Origin of the sequence: Pseudomonas sp. OV546, from assembly GCF_900116845.1 — a bacterium.
In the GTDB taxonomy this organism is placed as follows: Bacteria; Pseudomonadota; Gammaproteobacteria; order Pseudomonadales; family Pseudomonadaceae; genus Aquipseudomonas; species Aquipseudomonas petroselini.
The window spans coordinates 213,948-236,778 of the sequence record NZ_FPCE01000003.1 but is presented as its reverse complement, the minus strand read 5'-3'; the positions used below and the strand labels follow the sequence as shown (position 1 = coordinate 236,778).

General features: G+C 61.9%; 22 protein-coding genes. 15 read left to right on the top strand and 7 right to left on the bottom strand.

Going from position 1 to position 22,831, the window contains the following annotated elements:
- Window positions 1-23 precede the first annotated feature (23 nt).
- Window positions 24-3,521 (bottom strand): dermonecrotic toxin domain-containing protein, encoded by a 3,498-nt coding sequence (locus BM403_RS09040; RefSeq protein ID WP_256577143.1) that lies wholly within the window; start codon window positions 3,519-3,521, stop codon window positions 24-26.
- A gap of 210 nt (window positions 3,522-3,731) precedes the next feature.
- Between BM403_RS09040 and mdcA the strand changes: the two genes are divergently transcribed.
- The 9 genes from mdcA (at window position 3,732) to madM (ending at window position 10,861) form a co-directional block, all read left to right on the top strand.
- Window positions 3,732-5,402, top strand: a complete 1,671-nt coding sequence (gene mdcA / locus BM403_RS09035) for a malonate decarboxylase subunit alpha (protein WP_015886330.1) — start codon at window positions 3,732-3,734, stop codon at window positions 5,400-5,402.
- Window positions 5,403-6,236 carry a triphosphoribosyl-dephospho-CoA synthase gene (locus tag BM403_RS09030; protein ID WP_046034951.1) on the top strand — a complete coding sequence of 278 codons (834 nt, stop codon included), beginning with the start codon at window positions 5,403-5,405 and terminating at the stop codon, window positions 6,234-6,236. It abuts the gene before it with no gap.
- The gene (locus tag BM403_RS09025) at window positions 6,236-6,535 is read left to right on the top strand and encodes a malonate decarboxylase subunit delta (RefSeq protein ID WP_015886328.1); all 300 of its coding nucleotides are present in this window, start codon (window positions 6,236-6,238) and stop codon (window positions 6,533-6,535) included. The genes BM403_RS09030 and BM403_RS09025 overlap by 1 nt, the downstream gene beginning before the upstream one ends.
- Window positions 6,528-7,370: a biotin-independent malonate decarboxylase subunit beta gene (locus tag BM403_RS09020; RefSeq protein ID WP_046034952.1), complete on the top strand. Its 843-nt coding sequence runs from the start codon at window positions 6,528-6,530 to the stop codon at window positions 7,368-7,370. The genes BM403_RS09025 and BM403_RS09020 overlap by 8 nt, the downstream gene beginning before the upstream one ends.
- On the top strand, window positions 7,367-8,137 hold the full coding sequence (gene mdcE, locus BM403_RS09015) for a biotin-independent malonate decarboxylase subunit gamma (RefSeq protein ID WP_093542516.1): 771 nt from the start codon (window positions 7,367-7,369) through the stop codon (window positions 8,135-8,137). Before BM403_RS09020 ends, mdcE begins: the two co-directional genes overlap by 4 nt.
- A complete protein-coding gene (locus tag BM403_RS09010) occupies window positions 8,131-8,727 on the top strand; it encodes a malonate decarboxylase holo-ACP synthase (RefSeq protein WP_093542514.1) in 597 nt (198 codons plus the stop codon). The genes mdcE and BM403_RS09010 overlap by 7 nt, the downstream gene beginning before the upstream one ends.
- Window positions 8,724-9,623: a malonate decarboxylase subunit epsilon gene (mdcH, locus tag BM403_RS09005; RefSeq protein ID WP_093542512.1), complete on the top strand. Its 900-nt coding sequence runs from the start codon at window positions 8,724-8,726 to the stop codon at window positions 9,621-9,623. Before BM403_RS09010 ends, mdcH begins: the two co-directional genes overlap by 4 nt.
- A gap of 67 nt (window positions 9,624-9,690) precedes the next feature.
- Window positions 9,691-10,095 carry a malonate transporter subunit MadL gene (gene madL / locus BM403_RS09000; RefSeq protein WP_015886323.1) on the top strand — a complete coding sequence of 135 codons (405 nt, stop codon included), beginning with the start codon at window positions 9,691-9,693 and terminating at the stop codon, window positions 10,093-10,095.
- A 1-nt stretch (window position 10,096) separates the two neighbouring features.
- Window positions 10,097-10,861 carry a malonate transporter subunit MadM gene (gene madM, locus BM403_RS08995; RefSeq protein ID WP_015886322.1) on the top strand — a complete coding sequence of 255 codons (765 nt, stop codon included), beginning with the start codon at window positions 10,097-10,099 and terminating at the stop codon, window positions 10,859-10,861.
- A 122-nt stretch (window positions 10,862-10,983) separates the two neighbouring features.
- Here the strand turns inward: madM and BM403_RS08990 are convergent, their stop codons facing one another.
- On the bottom strand, window positions 10,984-11,904 hold the full coding sequence (locus BM403_RS08990; protein ID WP_015886321.1) for a LysR family transcriptional regulator: 921 nt from the start codon (window positions 11,902-11,904) through the stop codon (window positions 10,984-10,986).
- Between the two features lie 145 nt (window positions 11,905-12,049).
- Between BM403_RS08990 and BM403_RS08985 the strand changes: the two genes are divergently transcribed.
- Window positions 12,050-12,667, top strand: a complete 618-nt coding sequence (locus tag BM403_RS08985; protein ID WP_015886320.1) for a PAQR family membrane homeostasis protein TrhA — start codon at window positions 12,050-12,052, stop codon at window positions 12,665-12,667.
- Window positions 12,668-12,706: 39 nt separating this feature from the next.
- On the opposite strand, the gene BM403_RS08980 is transcribed toward BM403_RS08985, so the two are convergent.
- Window positions 12,707-13,609, bottom strand: coding sequence for a LysR family transcriptional regulator (locus BM403_RS08980; protein ID WP_015886319.1), 903 nt, complete (start codon window positions 13,607-13,609; stop codon window positions 12,707-12,709).
- Between the two features lie 108 nt (window positions 13,610-13,717).
- On the opposite strand from BM403_RS08980, the gene BM403_RS08975 reads away from it, so the two are divergent.
- Genes BM403_RS08975 through BM403_RS08970 form a run of 3 tightly spaced genes read left to right on the top strand, consistent with a single transcriptional unit; the run spans window position 13,718 to window position 16,043 of the window.
- Window positions 13,718-14,941, top strand: coding sequence for a D-amino acid dehydrogenase (locus tag BM403_RS08975; protein ID WP_093542510.1), 1,224 nt, complete (start codon window positions 13,718-13,720; stop codon window positions 14,939-14,941).
- 10 nt (window positions 14,942-14,951) lie between these two features.
- Window positions 14,952-15,116 (top strand): RidA family protein, encoded by a 165-nt coding sequence (locus tag BM403_RS31860; RefSeq protein ID WP_175538060.1) that lies wholly within the window; start codon window positions 14,952-14,954, stop codon window positions 15,114-15,116.
- Window positions 15,117-15,140: 24 nt separating this feature from the next.
- Window positions 15,141-16,043 carry a transporter substrate-binding domain-containing protein gene (locus tag BM403_RS08970; protein WP_093542508.1) on the top strand — a complete coding sequence of 301 codons (903 nt, stop codon included), beginning with the start codon at window positions 15,141-15,143 and terminating at the stop codon, window positions 16,041-16,043.
- A gap of 30 nt (window positions 16,044-16,073) precedes the next feature.
- On the opposite strand, the gene BM403_RS08965 is transcribed toward BM403_RS08970, so the two are convergent.
- Both BM403_RS08965 and BM403_RS08960 read right to left on the bottom strand, forming a co-directional pair.
- Window positions 16,074-16,793 carry a 16S rRNA (uracil(1498)-N(3))-methyltransferase gene (locus BM403_RS08965; protein WP_015886315.1) on the bottom strand — a complete coding sequence of 240 codons (720 nt, stop codon included), beginning with the start codon at window positions 16,791-16,793 and terminating at the stop codon, window positions 16,074-16,076.
- Between the two features lie 51 nt (window positions 16,794-16,844).
- Window positions 16,845-18,251, bottom strand: a complete 1,407-nt coding sequence (locus BM403_RS08960) for an adenosylmethionine--8-amino-7-oxononanoate transaminase (protein WP_015886314.1) — start codon at window positions 18,249-18,251, stop codon at window positions 16,845-16,847.
- A gap of 273 nt (window positions 18,252-18,524) precedes the next feature.
- On the opposite strand from BM403_RS08960, the gene BM403_RS08955 reads away from it, so the two are divergent.
- Both BM403_RS08955 and BM403_RS08950 read left to right on the top strand, forming a co-directional pair.
- Window positions 18,525-19,076: a cytochrome b gene (locus BM403_RS08955; RefSeq protein ID WP_015886313.1), complete on the top strand. Its 552-nt coding sequence runs from the start codon at window positions 18,525-18,527 to the stop codon at window positions 19,074-19,076.
- A 32-nt stretch (window positions 19,077-19,108) separates the two neighbouring features.
- The gene (locus BM403_RS08950; protein ID WP_046034960.1) at window positions 19,109-19,687 is read left to right on the top strand and encodes a YceI family protein; all 579 of its coding nucleotides are present in this window, start codon (window positions 19,109-19,111) and stop codon (window positions 19,685-19,687) included.
- 201 nt (window positions 19,688-19,888) lie between these two features.
- On the opposite strand, the gene BM403_RS08945 is transcribed toward BM403_RS08950, so the two are convergent.
- Complete coding sequence (locus BM403_RS08945; RefSeq protein WP_015886311.1) at window positions 19,889-21,775, bottom strand: RNA helicase RhlE2; 1,887 nt, start codon at window positions 21,773-21,775, stop codon at window positions 19,889-19,891.
- A gap of 221 nt (window positions 21,776-21,996) precedes the next feature.
- A complete protein-coding gene (locus BM403_RS08940) occupies window positions 21,997-22,788 on the bottom strand; it encodes a substrate-binding periplasmic protein (RefSeq protein WP_093542506.1) in 792 nt (263 codons plus the stop codon).
- Window positions 22,789-22,831: the final 43 nt, after the last annotated feature.

Here is a 22,831-nt window from a genome sequence, read left to right as displayed (position 1 = left end):
ATGCGTCTGCCTGCAAAGCGGGGTCAGGTTGTCAAAGGTGTTCTCCCATGCGAAATAATGCGCTGGGTCAAATCAGCGTTCGGTCCGCTTCGATAGGTCGTTGGTATGGAAAACGGTGTTTCCAGGTAAAAGATATGAGGGTTGTCAGGGCTTTGGATGAGGTTCAGTCCCGATGTATTCACTTCGTAGTGATACGTCATTTTATCCTGCCAATTGCCGAATTTACGCCGCCCGAAGATGGTCTCGGACAGCTGTTTGCTGGGCATATCGCCTGGCGCCAGGTCCGTAAAGTAGTGCCGGCCTTTTCCTCGGGGAAGGGGGTCACCCTTCAAATTGGTATCTGAAGGGCTGAAAGCGCGGTCGGCGTTGAACGTGGCATGGCGATCTTTCGCTACATATTTGTAGAAAACGGTTTTGCCTTTGACAGGCGGTTCCAGCTGCGCTTTTTCACCGGGGAAGGCCTCTGGCACTCGGGGGCGTTTAGTGAGTGGTTGACCGTTTGGCGTGTGTCCTGAAGTCGAAACAGCGGGCTCCAGCGGGCGTTTTATTGGGGTGCCTGCTGGCAATCTGCTCGCTCGCCATTCACCGTTGGTGGCACGCACCAGGTTCTCCCTTCGTCGAAAGAACGTTGATCTCGTCGCAGGCTCATTGGGGTCCAGGATGGAAACCCTTCCGGACCGTGCATGAAAGCTTGAATCGATCAGGTACACCTTGCTGACCTCAGTCGCGTCGGTATAACGCACGTAGCAATTTTCGCCAACCTGATAGGTGCCATTCGCCTTCATCGGGACGCCTTTGATGACGTCGTCCGGAACGCTGAAAGCGCTCAGGTCCCGCTTTGGGGCTGGCGTGTCAATCACGGAAGGGCGTAGCGGTCTGGGTGGCGGCGTGTGGCTGGATGCTGGGCGTAAAGGCGCTGTGCGAACACTCGAGAGACGTGTCGGCGCCCCGGTACCATCGGCATACACCGCAGGCCCCAGGCCGGGACCCTTGATCAGCCGCGGCAGCGTTTTCCCGTTGGCACGCAGGGCCCTCAGGCCAGTCTTTGCCAATCGGGCTCCCGCCGAAAGGCCTTTGCCAACCACGGGCAACAGATCAAGCAGTGCAAAGCCCACTTCAACGCCGAACAGGACTTTGTTGATTGTCGATTGAGCCGCGACTTCCGCGCTGCTCACAGATTGGTGGTCCGCTTTGTCGATGAGCAACTGCGCGTGCTGTTTGTACAGCTCATCCTGAACGTTACCTTCTATGGGCTGGAGTGTCGTGCCGGCGCCCGTCAGCTTGAGCACCTTGACGAGCAAATCAATGGCCTTGAAGGGGTTCGTCAGCTGGCCGGTTGCTTGCTGCTTGAGCGCATCATAGGCTTTGGCCACGTCATCTTTATTGACGGGTGATTTCCTGCTTGCGGTGTAGACCCGCCATTCGTTTTTCTCCAGCAAGGTATTCAGCGAATCCTGGTCTGCTACTTCACGAAACGACATGCCGTCGGGCGCACCCGGTGTGTACAGGACCAGCGCGTCATCCGTCTGATTGCCAATCACCATCACCCCCTGTACCGGTATCCCGCGCTGGATAAGGGCATTGGCGGTGATGGTTTTTCCATCGACCTGAGGCCGGTCGGCCGGGTCGGGATTGCCCAGCACGGCGGCAACCCATTGCGCGCCTCGCTGGGTGGTGGTGTCGAGCGTTGCTTTTGCCTTGTAAACATCCGGGTTGAGTTCTGCCAGAAGCGCATCCTTTTCCAGGCTATCGCTCAGGTTGGCTTTCCATGCTTTGCGAATCTCGCTCGCGGGCCCTGACTCGGTATCCGCGGCCAGCGTTTCCTTGAGCAGCTTGGTGTATTCGCCACCGACATCTGCGGTATTGACCAGCGTCTTAAGCTGCTCGGTGGTCCAGATGACCTGCTTGCCGCTAACGTCCAGGATAGGTTTGCCTTGGGAATCGGTGAGCGGCAACGTAAAGGTAGTTTCGGTGAAGTGACTGCTTTCAGCGGTTGGGAACTCGGTGGGGTTTTTCAGCGCCAGATCTGTCAGCGACACGTTGTGGGTTTTGATAAACGGCGTTTCATTGCTGCTGGGTCGACTGAGATGAATCCGGGTCTTCGTTGTAACCGTTACCTTTAACTGGTCTGCATCCAACCGCCCAGGCGGAGATAGCCTTTGGATGGCCGCCGTGATCCTGTCCCGGGCGAAGGATGCCAGGTCAGGGATCTTTTCCAGCAGGGACGCCAGCGTGCGCGTGCTTTGTTTTTCGGCATGCTCCAGGTGGTCGAACAGTGCTATTTGTTTCGGGCTCAGGTTTTTCAGCCACTGGGGTTGCAGCTTATCGGCCAGCTTGGCGTCGCGTGCTGACAGCGCATTGCTACCGTCGAGCAAGTACGACCAGTCGGCGGATTCCTCGAGAGCCTCCAACGCAGTCGGCTCTGTCAGCAGGTTGCCACCGGATTGCGTGAATGCCTGGGCAGCTTTTGCCTGGATTTCCTCTTGCTGACGCTTGAGCATCCAGGGTATCCCTTCGGCCAGCGCATCCCCGGTCAGCGGTTCAGCGCTGAGCATCAGGTCATCCCCGGTGGGGGGAGCGTCACGGTTTTGCATGGCCAGTGGCATCTGTTGCAACAGCAGGTCGGCAGTGGCACCCCCTTGTTCAAGGCGATCGGCCAATGCCTGGCGTGCCTGGGCGGGAGTGGTGAACTCCTCGAAACCTTCACCGGGTGTATACAACACCACGGGGCCATTGGCATCGTTGAACGGGAGCGCGCGGCCGTTCGGCCATGTGGGTTCTGTGGCCCAGGAATTATCGGTCTTGGTGATGAGAAAAGCGCCGGCCAGCAGCGCACCTCGTTCGGTGCCGTCATCGACGGTGATCGGGTAAACCCCAGGTCGGGCACCGTTGGCAAAGGCATCCTCGCGTTCGGCCAGCGTGGGGTGTTGCAGCGCGGCATCAATCAGCTGTTTGCTGGCCGGGCTCAACGTGCCATCGCTCACGTGCAGCGCCGCCAGGACCGACAGTTGTTGCTTGTGCAGGGTCAGTAGCTGGTTTTGCGGCGCCTCCAGAGTGCGCGGTTCTCTCTCCTTCGGACGGGGCGTGGTCCAGAACGCCTGCAGGCTCTTGGGGTATTGGGTGGCGATGTCCTTGGTGATGGCGTGCTGCGTCGTTTCGGCATTGAGCGGCCTGACGTCTGGAAAGGCTTGCTCAAGTTGCGTCTGCACAAAGGCTTTGAGGCTGGGTTGCTGGCTGTGTAGGCGTTGAATCTGGGCACTCAGACTTTCATGTTGACGGATGAGAAGTTCCTCGTCGCTGATATTGTGGCGTATTGCTAGATTGGGACGATCCACCGTGACCGGCGGTATGCCCGGTGATGTGGGTAAGTGATAGCCGTTGGGTAAATAGGTTGACGTGGGTGAAGCGAGGGCAGGCTGCTGTTGGGTAATAGTCTGTGCCGCAGAAGGGGTAACGGGCTGTGAGGGGGGCGGAGGCGATTCGGGGGGGCGGGTTTCCATCAATCGAGCAGTTTGGGTCATAAAGACATCTCGCAAGGTGATTGTGCAGTAATAACTACTTTCTTCGCATGCCGTTAGATGGGTGAATATTTGAGGCGGTCGGGTTCCCGTTGAAATTTAAGAAAGTAAGCATCGTTACTCTCACCGTAACTGTTGCTCAACCAGCGTGATTGATCGCCCGGTTGGTCATCCCTAAGGTAGTCCCACGACAGCAAACCTCGTGGAGCGACCATGACAACAACAATTACCCCCGACTCGCGCTGGACGCGGCGGCGCGACGAGAAGCAGCGGCGGCTCGGGCTGGTCAAGAAATACGCAGACGGGGCGGTGTTGCCCAGTGACAGGATCGTCGAGGCGCTTGAGGCGCTGATCCTGCCCGGCGACCGTGTGGTGCTGGAGGGCAATAACCAGAAACAGGCAGATTTTCTCTCGCGTTCCCTTGCCAAAGCCGACCCGGCCAAGCTCCACGATTTGCACATGATCATGCCCAGTGTTGGCCGTTCCGAGCACCTGGACCTGTTTGAAAAAGGCATCGCGCGCAAGCTGGACTTCTCCTTCGCCGGCACCCAATCCCTGCGCATCAGCCAGTTGCTCGAAGACGGCCTGCTGGAAATCGGCGCGATCCACACCTACATCGAGCTCTATGCGCGTCTGGTGGTGGACCTGATTCCCAACGTGGTGCTCTCGGCCGGCTTCATGGCCGACCGCGCCGGCAATATCTACACCGGCGCCAGCACCGAAGACACGCCGGCGCTGATCGAGCCTGCCGCTTTCAGCGATGGCATCGTGATCGTGCAGGTCAACCAGTTGGTGGACGACGTCACCGATTTGCCCCGTGTCGACATCCCCGCCAGTTGGGTGGATTTCGTGGTGGTGGCCGACAAGCCGTTCTACATCGAGCCGTTGTTCACCCGCGACCCACGCCACATCAAGCCGGTGCATGTGCTGATGGCGATGATGGCGATCCGTGGCATCTACGAAAAACACAATGTGCAGTCGCTCAACCACGGCATCGGCTTCAACACCGCCGCCATCGAGCTGATCCTGCCCACCTATGGCGAATCCCTCGGTCTCAAGGGCAAAATTTGCCGCAACTGGACCCTCAACCCGCACCCCACGTTGATCCCCGCGATTGAAAGCGGCTGGGTGCAAAGCGTGCACTGCTTCGGCACCGAGCTGGGCATGGAGAACTACATCGCCGCGAGGCCGGATGTGTTCTTCACCGGCCGCGACGGCTCGATGCGCTCCAACCGGATGTTCTGCCAGCTCGCCGGCCAATACGCGGTGGACCTGTTTATCGGTGCCACCCTGCAGGTCGACGGCGACGGCCATTCCTCCACCGTGACCCGTGGCCGACTCGCCGGTTTTGGCGGCGCACCGAACATGGGGCATGACCCACGCGGTCGCCGCCACGGCACGCCGGCCTGGCTGGATATGCGCCACGACGATGCGCCCGAAGCCTTGTTGGAACGCGGTAAGAAACTCGTGGTGCAAATGGTCGAGACCTTCCAGGAAGGCGGCAAACCCACCTTTGTCGACACCCTCGACGCCGTCGAAGTCGCGCGCAAAAGCGGCATGCCGCTGGCACCGATCATGATCTACGGCGATGACGTCACCCACTTGCTCACCGAAGAGGGCATCGCCTACCTGTACAAGGCGCGCTCCCTCGAAGAGCGCCAGGCGATGATCGCCGCTGTCGCAGGCGTCACGGCGATCGGCATGCGCCACAACCCTAAAGACACCGCGCGCATGCGCCGCGAAGGCCTGATCGCCTTGCCCGAAGACTTGGGCATCCGCCGCACCGACGCCACCCGCGAGTTGTTGGCCGCCAAGAGCGTGGCCGACCTGGTGGAGTGGTCCGGTGGCCTGTACAACCCGCCCGCCAAATTCAGGAGCTGGTAAATGCGCGCCCTCAAACTGCATGAACTCAGCCTCGCGGATCGCCTGGCGGATAGGGCTGTCGATGCGCTGATCGATGAAGCGGACCTGTCGCCCAAACCCGCCTTGGTGGACCGGCGTGGCAACGGCGCCCACAGCGATTTGCACCTGGGCCTGATGCACGCCTCGGCGTTGTCGCTGTGGCCGATGTTCAGGGAAATGGCCGAGGCCGCGATTGAACACGGTGAAGTCGGCTTGCCCCTGCGTGAAGCGCTCGGGCGTATTGGCCGAGAAGGTGAGCAAGCGATGCTCATCACCACCCACGGCGTGAACACCCATCGCGGCGCGATCTGGGCCCTTGGCTTGTTGACGGCGGCTGCCGCGTTGGAACCACGCGCCGTCACGCTGACGGCGGCCAAACTGGCCTTGCTCAACGACCGCTACGCCCCGCAGCCCATGAGCCACGGTGCCCAGGTCGCCCAACGTTATGGCGCACGCGGCGCCCGTGAAGAAGCGCAACTGGGCTTCCCGTCGGTGGTGCAACGCGGCTTGCCGCAACTGCACAGAAGCCGCCAGCAAAACGCTGGCGAACAGAACGCCCGCCTGGACGCCTTGCTCGCGATCATGACGGACCTGGCAGACACCTGCGTGCTCTACCGCGCCGGCACCGAAGGCCTCCAAGCCATGCAACACGGCGCCCAGGCCGTGCTGGATGCTGGCGGCAGCGCAACCTTGGCCGGTCGCCGCCAGTTGCACGCGCTGGACCTCCAACTGCTGGCCCTGAATGCCTCCCCGGGCGGCGCCGCCGACCTGTTGGCCGCCTGCCTGTTTATCGACCGCCTCGACGGAGCGTTGTGATGGAAACCTTATCCTTTGAATTCCCCGCCGGGCAGCCGCCAAAAGGCCGTGCGTTGGTGGGTTGCGTCGGCTCGGGCGACCTGGAAGTGCTGCTGGAACCGGGCACGCCTGGCACCCTGACCATTCAGGTACAGACTTCGGTGAATGGCGCCGAACAGCGCTGGCAGCACCTGTTCGAACGCATCTTCCAAGAGCAAACCCCACCGGCCTTGAACATTGATATCCACGACTTCGGCGCCACCCCCGGCGTGGTGCGCTTGCGCCTGGAGCAGGGTTTCGAGGAGATCGGCCATGACTGACTTACTCGCCAAACACAGCTTCGTTGAACTGGGCGCTCGGCAGCGCGCCAAGGCCTTGCTGGACGCGGGCTCTTACCGCGAATTGATCGACCCGTTCCAGCGCGTCATGTCACCGTGGCTCAGCCGCCAAGGCGTGGTGCCGCAGGCCGATGACGGCGTGGTGATTGCCAAGGGCAGCATCGACGGAAAACCTGTGGTCATTGCCGCCATCGAAGGCAACTTCCAGGGCGGCAGCCTTGGCGAAGTGGGCGGCGCGAAAATCGCCGGCGCCTTGGAGCTGGCAGCCGAAGATAACCGCAAAGGCATCCCGACTCGCGCGGTGTTGCTGCTGGAAACCGGTGGCGTGCGCCTGCAGGAAGCCAACCTCGGCCTGGCCGCCATCGCGGATATCCACGCGGCGATTGTCGACCTGCGCCAGTACCAGCCGGTGATCGGCGTGGTGGCCGGCAGCGTCGGTTGTTTTGGCGGCATGTCCATCGCCGCCGGGTTGTGCAGTTACCTGGTGGTCACGCGCGAAGCCCGCCTGGGCCTGAATGGCCCGCAAGTCATCGAACAGGAGGCCGGCCTGGAGGAGTACGACTCCCGCGACCGGCCTTTCATCTGGAGCCTTACGGGCGGTGAGCAACGTTTCAACAGTGGCCTGGCCGACCGTTATGTGGCGGACGATGTGGCCGAAATTCAACAGACCGTCAGCGCATTGCTGCAACAAGGCCTGCCCACCCAACAACGCAGCCGCCAGCCCGCGTACTACCTGGCGCGCCTGGCCGAACTGGATGCCACGGCGCAGATCGACCCGGCGACGGTGCGCGAGCTGTATCAAGGAGAACGCTCATGAGAGGTTTGCAGTGGTTCGACGCGCTGAGCGCGGGTGCGACGTCTGTCGAGGGGTTGCCGAACTCCCTGAAAGTGGCCGACGGCCTGTTGGGCGAGCACGCCGTGCGCTTTATTGCCGTGGTCACTGACGCGCAAAACCGCTTCCCGCGTGCGCGTAATGGCGAAGTCGGCTTGCTCGAAGGCTGGGGCTTGGCCAGCGCGGTGGATGAAGCCATCGCCCGAGGCGACAAACGCCCGATCATCGCCATCGTCGACGTGCCCAGCCAAGCCTATGGCCGTCGCGAAGAAGCCCTCGGCATCCACCAGGCCCTGGCCGCCGCCGCCGACAGTTACGCCCGCGCTCGCCTCGCCGGGCACCCGGTGATTGCGCTGTTGGTGGGCAAGGCCATGTCCGGCGCCTTCCTCGCCCACGGCTACCAGGCCAACCGCCTGATCGCCTTGCGCGACCCCGGCGTGATGGTGCACGCCATGGGTAAGGCTTCGGCCGCGCGGGTGACGTTGCGCAGTGTTGAAGAACTGGAAGCCCTGGCCGCCAGCGTGCCGCCCATGGCCTATGACATCGACAGTTATGCCAGCCTCGGTTTGCTCTGGGAGACCTTGTCGGTCAGCCAGATCGAACAGCCCACGGCGGACGACGTGGCGCGGGTCAGCGATTGCCTGGTGCATGCAATCAAGGATATCGGCAGCACCGACTTGAGCGGGCGCCTCGGTGCAACCCATCGCGCAGCCTCCAGCCACGTACGCCAGTTGCTGCGGGAGCAATGGTGAACGCCCACGATTTGCTCTGGGGCATGACCCCGGCGCATCTGCCTGCCGAGGCTCCGGCCTGGGCGGTGGAAGCGATCAGCGCCGGACACCCGGTGGTGGTGCGTCGCGCCATCGCCGCACCGGGCTACGTGGCGGTCGGCGTGCGCGGGCGCCTGCGGGAGCAGCGTTTCGCCGCCGAGATGCCCATGGCAGCGGTGCAGCGGCGCGTGATACCCGAAGCGTTGCGCGGTGTGATCTCGCCACGGGATTTGCCGGCGTTGCGAGCGCTCGCAGCCCTGCGGCGGGTGCTGACGCAGGAGACCTGGGGCGTCACGGGCAGCGCGGGTTTCGAATTGGCCAGCGGGATCGAAGCGCTGCATGCTCAGAGCGACTTGGATTTAATTCTGCGCACACCCGAGCCTTTGGCTCGAGGTGATGCAAACGACCTGCTGGCGATCCTGGAGACGGCGGCGTGCGCCGTGGACCTGCAACTGCAGACTCCATTTGGCGCCGTTGCCTTGCGCGAATGGGCGAGTGGCTCACGCCGCGTGCTGCTTAAAACCGCCAGCGGCGCGCACTTGGTGCTTGATCCTTGGCAGGCCGTGGCATGAGCAGCCTTCTGGTGTTCCCGGGGCAGGGCGCCCAACGGCCGGGCATGCTCCAGGCGTTGCCGGCCGAGGTGTTGGAGCAGGCCAGCGATGCGCTGGGTGAAGATGTTCGTGCATTGGATTCAACTGAGGCCCTGGCGAATACCCGCGCGGTACAACTCTGCCTGTTGATCGTCGGCGTGGCCCACGCCCGCCTGCTGCAACACGCCCCGGATTACGTCGCGGGCCTGTCCATCGGTGCCTACCCGGCGGCGGTGGTCGCCGGTGCTTTGGACTTCAACGATGCCATCAAACTCGTCAGCCTGCGCGGTGAGCTGATGCAAAACGCTTATCCACAGGGCTACGGCATGACCGCGCTGATTGGCCCTGAGTTATCCACCGTCGAAAGCGTGCTGGCCGACATACACAGTGCTGAAACCCCGGTGTACCTGGCCAATATCAATGCCGACAACCAGACCGTCATCGCCGGCAGCAACGCGGCCATGCAGCGTGTCGCCGACCGCATCAAAGGCAACGGCATCGCCAAGCGCCTGGCTGTCAGCGTGCCGTCGCATTGCGCGTTGCTGGAAGCGCCTGCCCAGGCCCTGGCGCGCGCCTTCGTGCCGCTCAAGGCACCGCGCATCACCTACCTGAGCAGCACCCGCGCGCGGCCGATCCATCACCCCGAGCAATTGCGCGATGACCTGGCCTTCAATATGTGCCGCGTCGTCGACTGGCGCGGCACCGTGCAAAGCGCCTATGAGCGCGGTGTGCGCCTGCAAATCGAACTGCCTCCGGGCGCGGTGCTCACCGGCCTGTCACGCCGGGTGTTTGAACAGGGCACGGTGATCGCCTGCGAAGGCGCACGCCTGGACACCTTGCAGGCCCTGCTGCAAGAGGAGGAACGCCGCCACCGATAAAGCACCACCCAAGGCTTTCGAAGCACAAAAACAACAATTTCGATCGAGCACTTTGAGGACAACAACAATGATTATTTACGGTGTGGCACTGCTGGCGATCTGCACGCTTGCGGGTGTGATCATGGGCGACATGCTCGGTGTGTTGCTGGGTGTCAAATCCAACGTGGGCGGGGTGGGGATCGCGATGATCCTGCTGATCTGCGCCCGCTTGTGGATGCAAAAACGCGGCGGCATGACCAAGGATTGCGAAATGGGCGTCGGCTTCTGGGGCGCCATGTACATCCCCGTGGTCGTGGCAATGGCCGCGCAACAAAACGTCGTGACGGCCCTGCACGGCGGCCCGGTGGCGGTGCTCGCCGCGATTGGTTCGGTGGTGGTCTGTGGTTGCACCATCGCCCTGATCAGTCGCACTCACAAGGGTGAGCCGTTACCCGATGAAGAGCCGCTGATCGCGCCAGTGGGAGGTCGCTGATATGTGGGATCTCATTGAAAAAGGCTTGGAACATAACGGCCTGATCACCGCGTTTGCCTTCGTTGGCGTGGTCATGTGGATTTCCGTGGTGCTGTCCAAGCGCCTGACGTTTGGGCGCATTCATGGCTCGGCGATTGCCATCGTCATCGGTCTGGTCCTGGCCTGGGTCGGCGGCACCGTTACGGGCGGCCAGAAAGGCCTGGCTGACCTGGCGCTGTTCTCCGGCATCGGCCTGATGGGCGGCGCGATGCTGCGCGACTTTGCCATCGTCGCCACGGCGTTTGAAGTGCAAGCCACCGAAGCCCGCAAGGCCGGAATGATTGGCGTGATCGCGCTGCTGTTGGGCACGATCTTGCCGTTTATCGTTGGCGCGAGCATGGCCTGGGTGTTCGGTTATCGCGATGCCGTCAGCATGACCACCATCGGCGCGGGTGCCGTGACTTACATCGTCGGCCCGGTGACCGGTGCGGCCATTGGCGCGACCTCGGATGTGATGGCGCTGTCGATTGCCACCGGGTTGATCAAGGCGATTCTGGTGATGGTCGGCACGCCGGTCGCGGCGCGTTGGATGGGGTTGGATAACCCGCGTTCGGCGATGGTGTTTGGTGGCTTGGCCGGTACGGTGAGTGGGGTGACGGCGGGTCTGGCGGCGACGGATCGGCGGTTGGTGCCTTATGGTGCGCTGACGGCGACGTTCCACACCGGGCTGGGCTGCCTGCTTGGGCCTTCGCTGCTCTATTTCATTGTGCGTGGTCTGGTCGGTTAGCTTTCGCGGTGCCTCGCGTGGCGCCATCGGGGGCAAGCCCCCTCCCACATTTGATGGCATTTCAAATGTAGGCTTGGAATCGTACCCAGTGTGGGAGGGGGCTTGCCCCCGATAGCGGTGTGTCAGGCCGGCACCTGGCGGTTGGCATACATCCGACACTCTGCCAGCAACGCCAGCAGGTTTGGATCCCTTTCTTTGGCCTTCAAAAACACCACCCCAATATGCTGCTGCAACCGATACCTGGGTTGCAGCGGTATCAACTTCACCCGGTTTTCATACACCGCCGCAATCCTCCCCGGCAACAGCGCATAACCCACCCCCGAACTGACCATGCTCAGCAGCGTAAAGATGTCATTCACCTGCATCGCCACCTTCGGCTCGAACCCCGCTTGCTTGAACACGCGATTGCCATCCTGGTGCGTGGCGAAGCCTTGGGTGAGGGTGATGAAGGTCGCGTCGCGCACGTCGGCGAGGTCGATTTCGTGTTCGCGGTCGAAGGGCGAGTCGGCCGGGGTGGCGAGGAAGATGTCGTCGGAAAACAGCGCGATCTGCTCGCAATCGGGGTCGTTGGCGTGTTCGTCCAGGGAGATGAGGATCGCGTCCACTTCCATGTTCTTGAGCTTGTAGAGCAGGTCGAAGTTGGAGCCCAGGATCAGGTCGATATTGAGTTCGCTGCGGCGGATCTTAAGACCCATGATCAGTTGCGGCACGGTCTTCACGGTCAGCGAATACAGTGAGCCCAGTTTGAAGCGCTCGGCGGAGAACCCGGCGGCTTCACGGGTGAGGCGTACGCTGTCGACCACGTCGGCCACCAGTTTCTGCGCGCGCTCTTCCAATACGTAAGCGCTTTCCAGCGGCGTGAGGTTGCGCCCCTCGTGCTTGAACAGCGGGCAGCGCAGGGCGTTTTCCAGGGAGTGGATGGCGCGGTGTACACTGACGTTGCTGGTCTGCAGCTCGGCGGCGGCGCGGGCCAGGTTGCCGGTGCGCATGAACGCCAGGAAGATTTCCAGTTTCTTGAGGGTGAATTCTTCGTCGATCAGCATGGCCATGGGCTCTTGTTCGAATGCGGTCGATTGTGCCCGCAAAACCGTCTGGCGTCCTCGGAACGTCATAACCTGCTTGCACTCTTATGCGCAAGGCTGGACGCTTGCCAGCCAGTGTTTAACGGTTACAGGAGGTCAGTGACAGATGTATCACGGGGAACGGTTCAACGCCTGGAGCCATTTGCTCGGTGCAGTCGCGGCGTGTATTGGCGCCGTGTGGATGTTGGTGGTGGCGAGCCTGGATGGCAGCCCCTGGAAGATCGTCAGCGTGGCGATTTATGGCTTTACGCTGATGGTGCTGTACAGCGCGTCGACGGTTTACCACAGCGTGCAGGGACGGCGAAAAGAGATCATGCAGAAGGTCGATCACTTTTCGATCTACCTGTTGATCGCCGGCAGTTACACGCCGTTTTGCCTGGTGACGCTGCGCGGGCCATGGGGCTGGACGTTGTTCGGGATTGTGTGGGGGCTGGCGGTGATCGGCATCCTGCAGGAGATCAAGCCGCGCTCCGAGGCGCGCATCCTGTCGATCGTGATCTACGCGGTGATGGGTTGGATCGTGCTGGTGGCGGTCAAGCCGCTGATCGCCGCACTGGGCATGGCGGGGTTTGTATGGCTCGCATCGGGTGGGGTGTTGTACACCGTCGGCATCATCTTTTTTGCCCTGGAGGACCGCCTGCGGCATTCCCATGGGATCTGGCATTTGTTTGTGATTGGCGGGAGCCTGCTGCACTTTGTGGCGATCATGCATTACGTGCTGTAGCCCTGTGGGAGCGGGCCACATTAGATCATCGGTATGCTGTTAGAGCCGCTCCAATAACGCCCGGGCACGGTGGCCGAAGATCTCCAGCAGATTAGCCAGCATATGCGGCGGCGGTTCATCGGCGCGGGTCAGGGCGTACAGCGTGATCGGCAGCGGCGGGGTGAGCGTGCGGATGCAGGTGGTGGCGGTCGAAGCACCCAGGGCGGTGAAGGGGTCGATTACCGTCAGGCCGGCGCCGGATTCCACCATCGCACGGGCCAGCGAGTAGGTTTGCACCGAGATCGTCACCCTTGGCGGCGGGTCGACGTGTTCCAGGTAACTGTCGAGTTTAGCCGCCAGCGGGTCGGCGCTGGAAAGACCTATCAGCGGCGTACCCGCCAGGTCAGCCAGGGGCAGTGGGCTGCTCAGCTCGGCATCAGACCAATAGCCTTTGGACGCCAATGCCACCAACACGCCGTTGGCCAACACTTGCGTGGTCAGCCCTGGATGACCAGAGAAGTTGAGCGTCAGCGCCAGGTCAATCTCCCGCATCAGCAGCTTCTGCACCAGCTCGCGGCTGTGGTCGCTGGACAACTCACAGGCCATGTCCGGGTAATCGCGCTTCCACTCAAGAATAGCTGGCGGCAGCAGCGACAGGGCCAGCGCCGGGATCGCGCCGATGCGCACACTGTGGCCCGGTGCACGGCGCAGGCTCTTGGCCAGGCGGCGTACGCCTTGCAGGCTTTCGGTGACTTTCTCCACTTCGCTTTCCAGCGCCAGGGCTTCCGGCGTGGGCTGCAACTTGCCGCGTACGCGCAGAAACAGAGGGAAGCCCAGCTGCAATTCGGCGTGCTGCAACACCTTGGTCACCGCCGGTTGCGACACATGCAGCAGTTGTGCGGCGGCGCTGACGGAGCCGGTCTGGCGAATGGCCTGGAAAATTTCGATATGACGCAAGCGCATGGCAAGTCCATAACCTTTGTTTATAGGTGACCCATCTTTATTCATTGTCGGCGGCCTGTCACCTGCCCCTAGGCTTGAGGCCTCTTGATTCAACGGCGGACGGCGGGAATGGTGCACATCATTGGGGGTGGGGTGATTGGTCTGGCCAGCGCGTATGCGCTGGTGCGTGCGGGCCATGAGGTGACGGTGATCGACGCGTGCGAGACCCTGGGCAGTGAAACCAGTTTTGCCAATGGCGGGCAATTGTCCTATCGCTATGTGGCGCCGCTGGCCGATGCCGGCGTGCCGCTTCAGGCCATCGGTTGGCTGTTGCGCGGTGACTCGGCGTTGAAGCTGCGCCCACGCCTCGACCCTCAGCAATGGCGCTGGATGACCGCGTTCCTCGGCGCCTGCCGTAGCTCGGTGAACACACGCAATACCGCCCACCTGCTGCGACTTGCCTCCCTGAGCCAGGACACGTTGCAGCAATGGCGCGAGGATGATCACCTGGACGGCTTCGACTGGCGGCGCAACGGCAAACTGGTCACCTTCCGCAACGCCAGTTCCTTTGCACATGCCCGCAGCAAGGTCACCGATATCCTTCAGCAGCAGGTGCTGTCGGCCGCTGATTGCGCACGCCTGGAGCCGGCGCTGGCGGGCGGTGGTTTTGTCGGCGGGATCTACACGCCGAATGAGGAGGTGGCGGATTGTCATGCCTTCTGCCAGCGCTTGGCGGCGCGGCTTGAAGCGTCCGGCCGCTGCCGCTTTTTGCTGGGGCGCAAGGTCACCGGCATTCGCCACGCTGACGGTGTGGTGCAGGCTATCGAACTGGGCGCAGAGGTGATGCCGGTCGAGCATCTGGCACTGGCGGCCGGGTATCGCAGCGCGGAGTTGGGTGTGCCGCTGCCGCTGTACCCGCTCAAGGGTTACAGCCTCAGTGTGCCGATTGACGCGCAGCACCAGGCGCCGAACGTGAGCATCACCGACTACGACCGCAAGATTGTCTATGCGCGCATCGGCGAACAACTGCGGGTGGCAGCCATGGTGGATATCGTCGGCTTCGACGCCAGCCTTGAACCCAAGCGCCTGGCGCTGATGAAGCGCCAGGCGCTGGAGACATTTCCTTTGGCGGGCGATTACGCCCATGCGGTGGAGTGGGCGGGTATGCGCCCGGCCACCCCTACGGGCGTGCCGCTGATTGGTGCCAGTGTCTATCGCAACCTGTGGCTGAACCTGGGCCACGGCGCCCTTGGTTTTACCCTGGCGTGCGGCAGTGGCCAGTTGCTGGCTGAGTTGATCGGGCAACACGCGCCTTCCATTGATATGCAGGGCCTTGCGCCCCGCGCCGCATGAGGATGTATTGATGACCATCACCCGAATCAGCAGCAATGAGCGCCTCTCGGGCGCAGTGACCTTCAAGGACCTGGTGTTCCTCTCGGGCATGGCGCCGACGCGCACAACCCTGCAAGCGGAGCTGGCGCGGCCGAGTGTGCTGGTGGAAATCAGCGTGATTGCGGTACGAAAATAACCGAAAGCCCCACGGAGAATAACAATGAAAAAAATCCTGTTGACCGGCTGCACCCTGGGGCTTTTGCTGGGCGCTCAAGCCCATGCGAACCCAGCGCCGTTGGACGGCACGCTGGGCAAGATCGCTGACGCCCAGTCCATCACGTTGGGCTATCGCGATGCGTCGGTGCCGTTTTCCTACGTCGGGGATAACAGTGGCAAACCCATGGGCTATTCGGTGGAGCTGGCCGATAAGATCGTCGAGCGCGTTCGGCAGAAAACCGGGGTGCCCACGCTCGATGTGAAGTACACCCTGGTGACGTCCCAAACGCGTATTCCGCTGGTGCAGAACGGCACTGTCGACCTGGAATGCGGCTCCACCGGCGTGACGGCCGAGCGGCAGAAGCAGGTGGCGTTTTCCTACGGGTTTATCTACGTGAAGGGGCAATTGCTGACGGCCAAGGACAGTGGCATCCAAGGCTTTGCCGATCTTGCGGGCAAGAACGTAGTGACCACCGCCGGTACCACCAATGAGCGTTTCCTCAAAAGCTACAACGCCGAGCACAAGGCCAATATGTTCGTGATCAGCGCCAAGGACCATGGCGAAGCATTCAAGATGCTCGAGACCGGCCGCGCGGCGGCATTCTACATGGATGACGCGTTGCTTTACGGCGAGCGCGCCAAGGCCAAGGACCCGCACAATTGGGTGGTGGTGGGGGAGGAGCAGTCGCGGGAAATCTACAGCTGCATGGTGCGCAAGGACGACTCGCAATTTCTCGCAGTGGTCAACGAGACTCTTGGCGACCTTTATCGCAGTGGGGAGATCAACGGGATTTACCAGCGCTGGTTTGAATCACCGATTCCGCCCAAGGGCTTGAACCTGGAATTCCCGATGACCCGTGAGTTGAAGGCGATTATTGCCAAGCCAGTGAGTGATCCGGTGGAGTGATGTAACGGCTTGGTCACCCAATCAAGAGGGTTAGAAGTCGCCCCAGAGTTGTTGGGCCACAGCCAGCGCCACCACCGGCGCCGTCTCGGTACGCAAGACGCGCGGGCCGAGGCGGGCGGCGTGGTAGCCGGCACCTTGGGCCGCTTGGACTTCTGCGTCGGTCAACCCACCCTCAGGCCCGATCAAGAAGGCCAGGCTCGAGGGCTTGGCGTGGCTGACCATCGGCTCGGCCACCGGGTGCAGCACCAGCTTCAAATCTGCCTCGGTCTGCTTCAACCAGTCCGCCAGCAACAGCGGTGGGTGAATCAGCGGCACCGTCGAACGCCCGCATTGCTCGCAGGCGCTGATGGCCACCTGGCGCCAGTGCAGCAGGCGTTTGTCGGCGCGTTCATCCTTGAGGCGCACTTCGCAGCGGTCGCTGAAAATCGGCGTGATCGCGTTGACGCCCAGTTCGGTGGCTTTCTGAATCGCCCAATCCATGCGCTCGCCACGGGACAGGCCCTGGCCGAGATGGATATGCAGCGGCGATTCGGCCTGGCCCGCAACGCTTTCGGTGAGTTGCACAGTGACGCGCTTTTTACCGACTTCGAGCAAGCTGCCCAGGAACTCCTGGCCGGAGCCGTCGAACAATTGCACGGCATCGCCTTCGCCCATGCGCAGCACGCGGCTGATGTAATGCGCCTGGGCTTCAGGCAGCTCGTGGTCGCCGAGGCTCAGCGGGGTGTCGGTAAAAAAGCGGGACAGTCTCATTTCTGTTCTCTGAAAAGGTTTTTCAAGCGCGAGCTCTTACAGGGGCTGGTATTAGCCCGGATCGCGGAAACCTGGGTGGAAGTCCTTCGGCACCGCCACACTGACCTTGCTGTTGGTGGCGATATCAATGCCCTCGCTGGCGACTTCGGCGAGGAAGTCGATCTGCTCCGGCGTGATCACATACGGCGGCAGGAAATACACCACACTGCCCAGTGGCCGCAACAGCGCACCACGTTCCAGGGCGTGCTCGAATACCTTCAGGCCACGACGTTCCTGCCACGGGTAGGCGGTCTTGGTGGCTTTGTCCTGGACCATCTCGATGGCCAGCACCATGCCAGTCTGGCGCACTTCCGACACATGCGGGTGGTCCACCAGGTGCGCAGTGGCCGTGGCCATGCGTTGGGCCAGGGCCTTGTTGTTTTCGATGACGTTGTCTTCTTCGAATATATCCAGGGTCGCCAACGCGGCCGCACACGCCAGCGGGTTGCCGGTGTAGCTGTGGGAGTGCAGAAAGGCGCGCAGGGTCGGGTAGTCGTCGTAGAAGGCGTCGTAGACGTCATCGGTGGTGACCACGGCCGCCAGTGGCAGGTAGCCGCCGGTCAGGGCCTTGGACAGGCACAGGAAGTCCGGGCGGATACCCGCCTGTTCACAGGCGAACATGCTGCCGGTGCGGCCGAAGCCTACGGCGATTTCGTCGTGGATCAGGTGCACGCCGTAGCGGTCGCAGGCCTCGCGCAGCAGCTTGAGGTAAACCGGGTGGTACATGCGCATGCCGCCGGCGCCCTGGATCAGCGGTTCGACGATCACGGCGGCGACGGTGTCGTGGTTCTCGGCCAGGGTCTGTTCCATGGCCAGGAACATCGTGCGCGAGTGGTCTTCCCAGCTCATGCCCTCGGGGCGCAGGTAGCAGTCCGGGCTTGGCACCTTGATGGTGTCCAGCAGCAGCGCCTTGTAGGTCTCGGTAAACAGCGGCACGTCGCCCACCGACATCGCGGCGATGGTTTCGCCGTGGTAGCTGTTGGTCAGGGTGACGAAACGCTTTTTGTTCGGCAGGCCGCGGTTGAGCCAATAGTGGAAGCTCATTTTCAGCGCGACTTCGATGCACGACGAGCCGTTATCGGCGTAGAAGCAGCGGGTCAGGCCTTCGGGCGTCATTTGCACCAGGCGCTCGGACAGTTCGATCACCGGTTGATGGCTGAAACCGGCGAGGATCACATGTTCCAGTTGGTCGACCTGGTCCTTGATGCGCTGGTTGATGCGCGGGTTGGCATGGCCAAACACGTTGACCCACCAGGAACTGACGGCGTCGAGGTAGCGCTTGCCTTCGAAGTCTTCCAGCCACACGCCTTCGCCGCGCTTGATCGGGATCAGCGGCAGTTGCTGGTGGTCTTTCATCTGGGTGCAGGGATGCCACAGCACCGCGAGGTCGCGTTGCATCCACTGGTTGTTCAAGCCCATCGGTTCTCTCCTCGAAGCGGTCCTGCGGCGAGCGCAGGTAAAACAATCGCGCAAGCCTATGCAATGGTGGCGCGTGTCACAACCTATTGTGAGGGAATTCGCGGTAAACACAGGACGGTCTGTCACGTTTCTTAGGAATAGTCCTTAATCCTTGGTTAACTTATTGTGCATAGGCTCTTGATCGTATTTCTCGATATTTCAAAGCGAAATTTTCCGCTTTAATTCGATAGGTAAATCGCTAGTCTTGGGCGCAGCTCTTACGGGATTTGGGACATGCAGCTACGTAATTCTTCGGCCCGCTATGGTTGGGTCAGTATTGTTTTGCATTGGGGCGTGGCCCTGGTGGTGTTCAGCTTGTTCGCCCTGGGCTTGTGGATGGTCGGCCTCGACTACTACAGCGCCTGGCGCAAAGACGCGCCGGACCTGCACAAGAGCATTGGCATCACGCTGTTCGCCATCATGCTGGTGCGTATCGTCTGGCGCCTGGTAAGCCCGCCACCACCACCGCTGGCCAGCTACAGCCGCCTGACCCGTATCGGTGCGGCGTTCGGCCACGCGTTCCTGTATCTCGGGCTGTTCGCCGTGATGATCGCCGGTTACCTGATTTCCACCGCAGACGGTGTCGGTATCCCGGTGTTTGGCCTGTTTGAAATTCCTGCCGTGGTTTCCGGTCTACCGGACCAGGCAGACACTGCGGGCGTGGTGCACTTGTACCTCGCTTGGGTGTTGGTGGTCTTTGCCGGCTTGCACGGCGTGGCTGCGTTGAAACACCACTTTATTGATCGTGATGTGACCCTTACGCGAATGCTGGGGCGCAAAGCCTGATGTTCAACCTCGACTCACAAGGAATAGAAAGCATGTTGAAAAAGACTCTCGCTGCTCTGGCCATCGGTACTGCCCTGCTGTCTGCAGGTCAGGTGATGGCGGCTGACTACAAGATCGACAAAGAAGGCCAGCACGCCTTCATCGACTGGAAAATCAGCCACCTGGGCTACAGCTACATCCACGGTACCTTCAAGGACTGGGATGGTACCTTCAGCTGGGATGCTGCCAAGCCGGAAGCCAGCAAAATCGCGGTCGACGTGAAAACCGCCAGCCTGTGGTCCAACCACGCAGAGCGTGACAAGCACATCGCCAGCAAAGACTTCCTGGACGTTGCCAAGTTCGCCGACGCCAAGTTCGTGTCCACCGCCGTTAAATCTACCGGCGAGAAAACCGCTGACGTAACGGGCGACCTGACCTTTCACGGCGTGACCAAGCCTGTGACCTTCAAGGCGACCTTCAATGGTGAAGGCAAGGATCCATGGGGCGGCGAACGTGCTGGCTTCAACGCCAAGACCACCGTCAACCTGAACGACTTCGGCATCAAAGGCCCAGGCCCGTCCTCGCAGACTGTGGACCTGGACATCTCGCTGGAAGGCGTCAAGCAGAAGTAATGTCTGGCTTGGCAATGCGGTCCTTGTGGGAGAGGGCTTGCCCTCGATAGCGGTGTGTCAGTTAAAAGTAGGTCAGCTGACACTCAGCTATCGGGGGCAAGTCGAATCGTCGCACCGCCCCTTCCACATTGGATCGTTATTGAGTCCAAAAAAAATGCCCCGCATCGAAAGATACGGGGCATTTTTTATGGGGCTAAAAACTCAGCGGTTGCGAGTCAGCAATGCTGGCTTTTCACCACGAGGACGGCCTGGCAACTGATCCAGTTGCTCGGGTGTCGGGAAGCGATCCGCTTTCGACTCCTTGTGGATGATCTTTGGCGCTGGGCCACCGCGCGGATTCTGCACGGCCGGTTCGGACAAGCGAGGCTGGTCGTCACGGGCTGGGCGGCGGTTGTTGCTGCGCGAGTCTTCGCGACGGGCTTGGCCGTCACGCGGTGCGCCATTACGCGGGCCGCTGCGCTTGGCCGGTGGAGTGCCGGTGGTGCCGCCGCTGCTGTTGCGTGGGCCGTTCTGGCGAGCGCCTTGTGGCTGACCGCCACGTGGAGCGCCTGCGCCCGCACCTTGTGCAGGCGCGCCGGGACGACGGCCACGGCCTTGGGCCGGCTTGGCCTGAGGCACGTAGTCAACGCGGTTGCCGAAGTTATCCACGTCGTCGTCGAGGAACTCGTCCGGGGCACGGTCAGCGGCGGCGCGTGGCGGCTGACTCGGCTGGCGCTGTTCGCGGGCCGGGGTGCCTTCACGGGGCTTCTGCTCGCGGGCTGGGCGTTCGCCACGGCCGTTGGTAGGCGCTTTTTCCTTGCCGCCCTTGTCCTTGCCCTTGTCGCGACGACCACCGCCACCACCGCCGCCGTTCGGGCCATCACCCTTCGGACCGCGTGGGTTGCGTGGGTTGCGCACGTCCGGACGCTCGCGCACTTCAGGCTTCTCAGCCTCTACGGCGCTGGCATCGAAGCCCATCAGGTCGCCGTCGGCGATTTTCTGCTTGGTCATGCGCTCGATGCTTTTCAGCAGTTTTTCTTCGTCCGGTGCAACCAGGGAAATGGCTTCACCCGAACGACCGGCACGGCCGGTACGGCCGATACGGTGCACGTAGTCTTCATCGACGTTTGGCAGCTCGAAGTTGACCACGTGTGGCAGTTGGTCGATATCCAAGCCGCGGGCGGCGATATCGGTGGCCACCAGGATGCGCACGGAACCGGCCTTGAAGTCGGCCAGGGCTTTGGTGCGCGCGTTCTGGCTTTTGTTACCGTGGATGGCGACAGCGGTGAGGCCGTGCTTGTCCAGGTACTCGGCCAGACGGTTGGCGCCGTGCTTGGTACGGGTGAACACCAACACCTGTTCCCACGCGCCGGCGGTGATCAGGTGGGCCAGCAGCGCACGCTTGTGGCTGGCGGCCAGGCGGAAGACGCGTTGCTCGATACGCTCGACCGTGGTGTTCGGCGGCGTGACTTCAATGCGCTCAGGGTTGTGCAGCAGCTTGCCGGCCAGGGCCGTGATGTCCTGAGAGAACGTTGCCGAGAACAGCAGATTCTGACGTTTGGCCGGGAGGCGGGCGAGGACCTTTTTCACGTCATGGACAAAGCCCATGTCGAGCATGCGGTCGGCTTCGTCCAGCACGAGGATTTCCACGTGGGACAAATCGACGCTGCCTTGGCCGCACAGGTCGAGCAAACGACCGGGGCACGCCACCAGCACGTCCACACCACGGGACATGGCCTGAACCTGTGGGTTCATGCCGACGCCGCCGAAGATGCAGGCACTGACGAACTTCAGGTCGCGGGCATACAGCTTGAAGCTGTCGTGCACCTGGGCGGCGAGTTCGCGGGTTGGGGTCAGGACCAATACGCGCGGTTGGCGCGGGCCGTGACGCTGGGATTTGTCCGGGTGACCGTTGGGAAACAACCGCTCCAGAATCGGGAGGGCGAAACCGCCGGTTTTACCAGTACCTGTCTGAGCCGCAACCATCAGGTCGCGACCTTGCAACACGGCGGGAATGGCCCGCTGTTGCACCGGAGTAGGCTCGGTATAGCCCGCTGCCTCGATGGCGCGGACTAAAGCCTCGGAGAGACCGAGGGAAGCAAAGGACATGAGTAATCCTGTTTTAGTTAGGGCTTGGCCCAAAGGGATAATCTTGCCGGGCGTGAATGGCGCTTAGGGGAGCGCAACCCCGTCCGGTCCTGCTGCGTCTGGCGGGCACTCCACCGGCTCGCGCGGGCTGAAAGCTGCGCTGTAGCGGGGTTGGGTGCCTTTTTCAAGACCTCAGCGGCCGGGCGTGAGCCTGGCGGAAAGGCCGGAGTATAACAGAGCAATCACGGTACGCTGCTTTCCTGCTGCTCAACGGTGTGTCCAACCCCCGTAATTGCTTGGATTCCACCATATTTGATGCTCAAAGCGGTGTACGCAGGTTCTTGTTTGAAGCGTTTGAGCTCGGCGGCAAAGCGTTGTACCAGCAGATCCATGCCCGCGCCACGGCGCACCGCAAGGAACTGCGGCTGGCGGCTGACCACAGCCGGCGCCTGGCTGACCTTGTCCTCCAGGCCCAGTGCCTTGATCACATGCTGGCCTACCCGGCGGTCGGTGATCACCAAATCGATGCGTCCCAACATTAATTTGCCGAAGTTGGCCTCATGGCTGGGGGCCGCTTCGCGGTTGAACAGGGTGGAGTCGCTGAATGCTGCGCCGTACAAGTAACCCGGCGACGTGCCAACGGTCAGGTCGCGCAGGTCTTCGAGGCCCTGGACAGGGTGGGGGCGATCATTGGCATAGAAGAGCACGAAATTCACTTCCGACAGCGGTTCGCTGGGGTATAGAAGCACGGCGTCGCGCTCGTGGCTGTGGAAAATGTCCAGCGCCCCGTCGGCATGGCCTTGGTCGAGCATGGCCAGGCAGCGCTTCCAAGGCAGGAATTGCCATTGCACCTCAATACCCAGGCGCTGGAACACGATCACCGTGGTTTCGTAGTCCAGCCCGCGCATCGTGCCGTTGTCGTCGTACACATAAGGCGCCCATGGCTCGGTGACAATGCGCAATTTCTCGCCATAAGCCGCCAGGCTCAGGCAAGTAAAGAGGGCAGCAGTCAGCAACTTCAGAATGACAGGCATGCCCTGAGGTTACGACGCTCCTGCCTTAAAGAGAAGCTCTGGC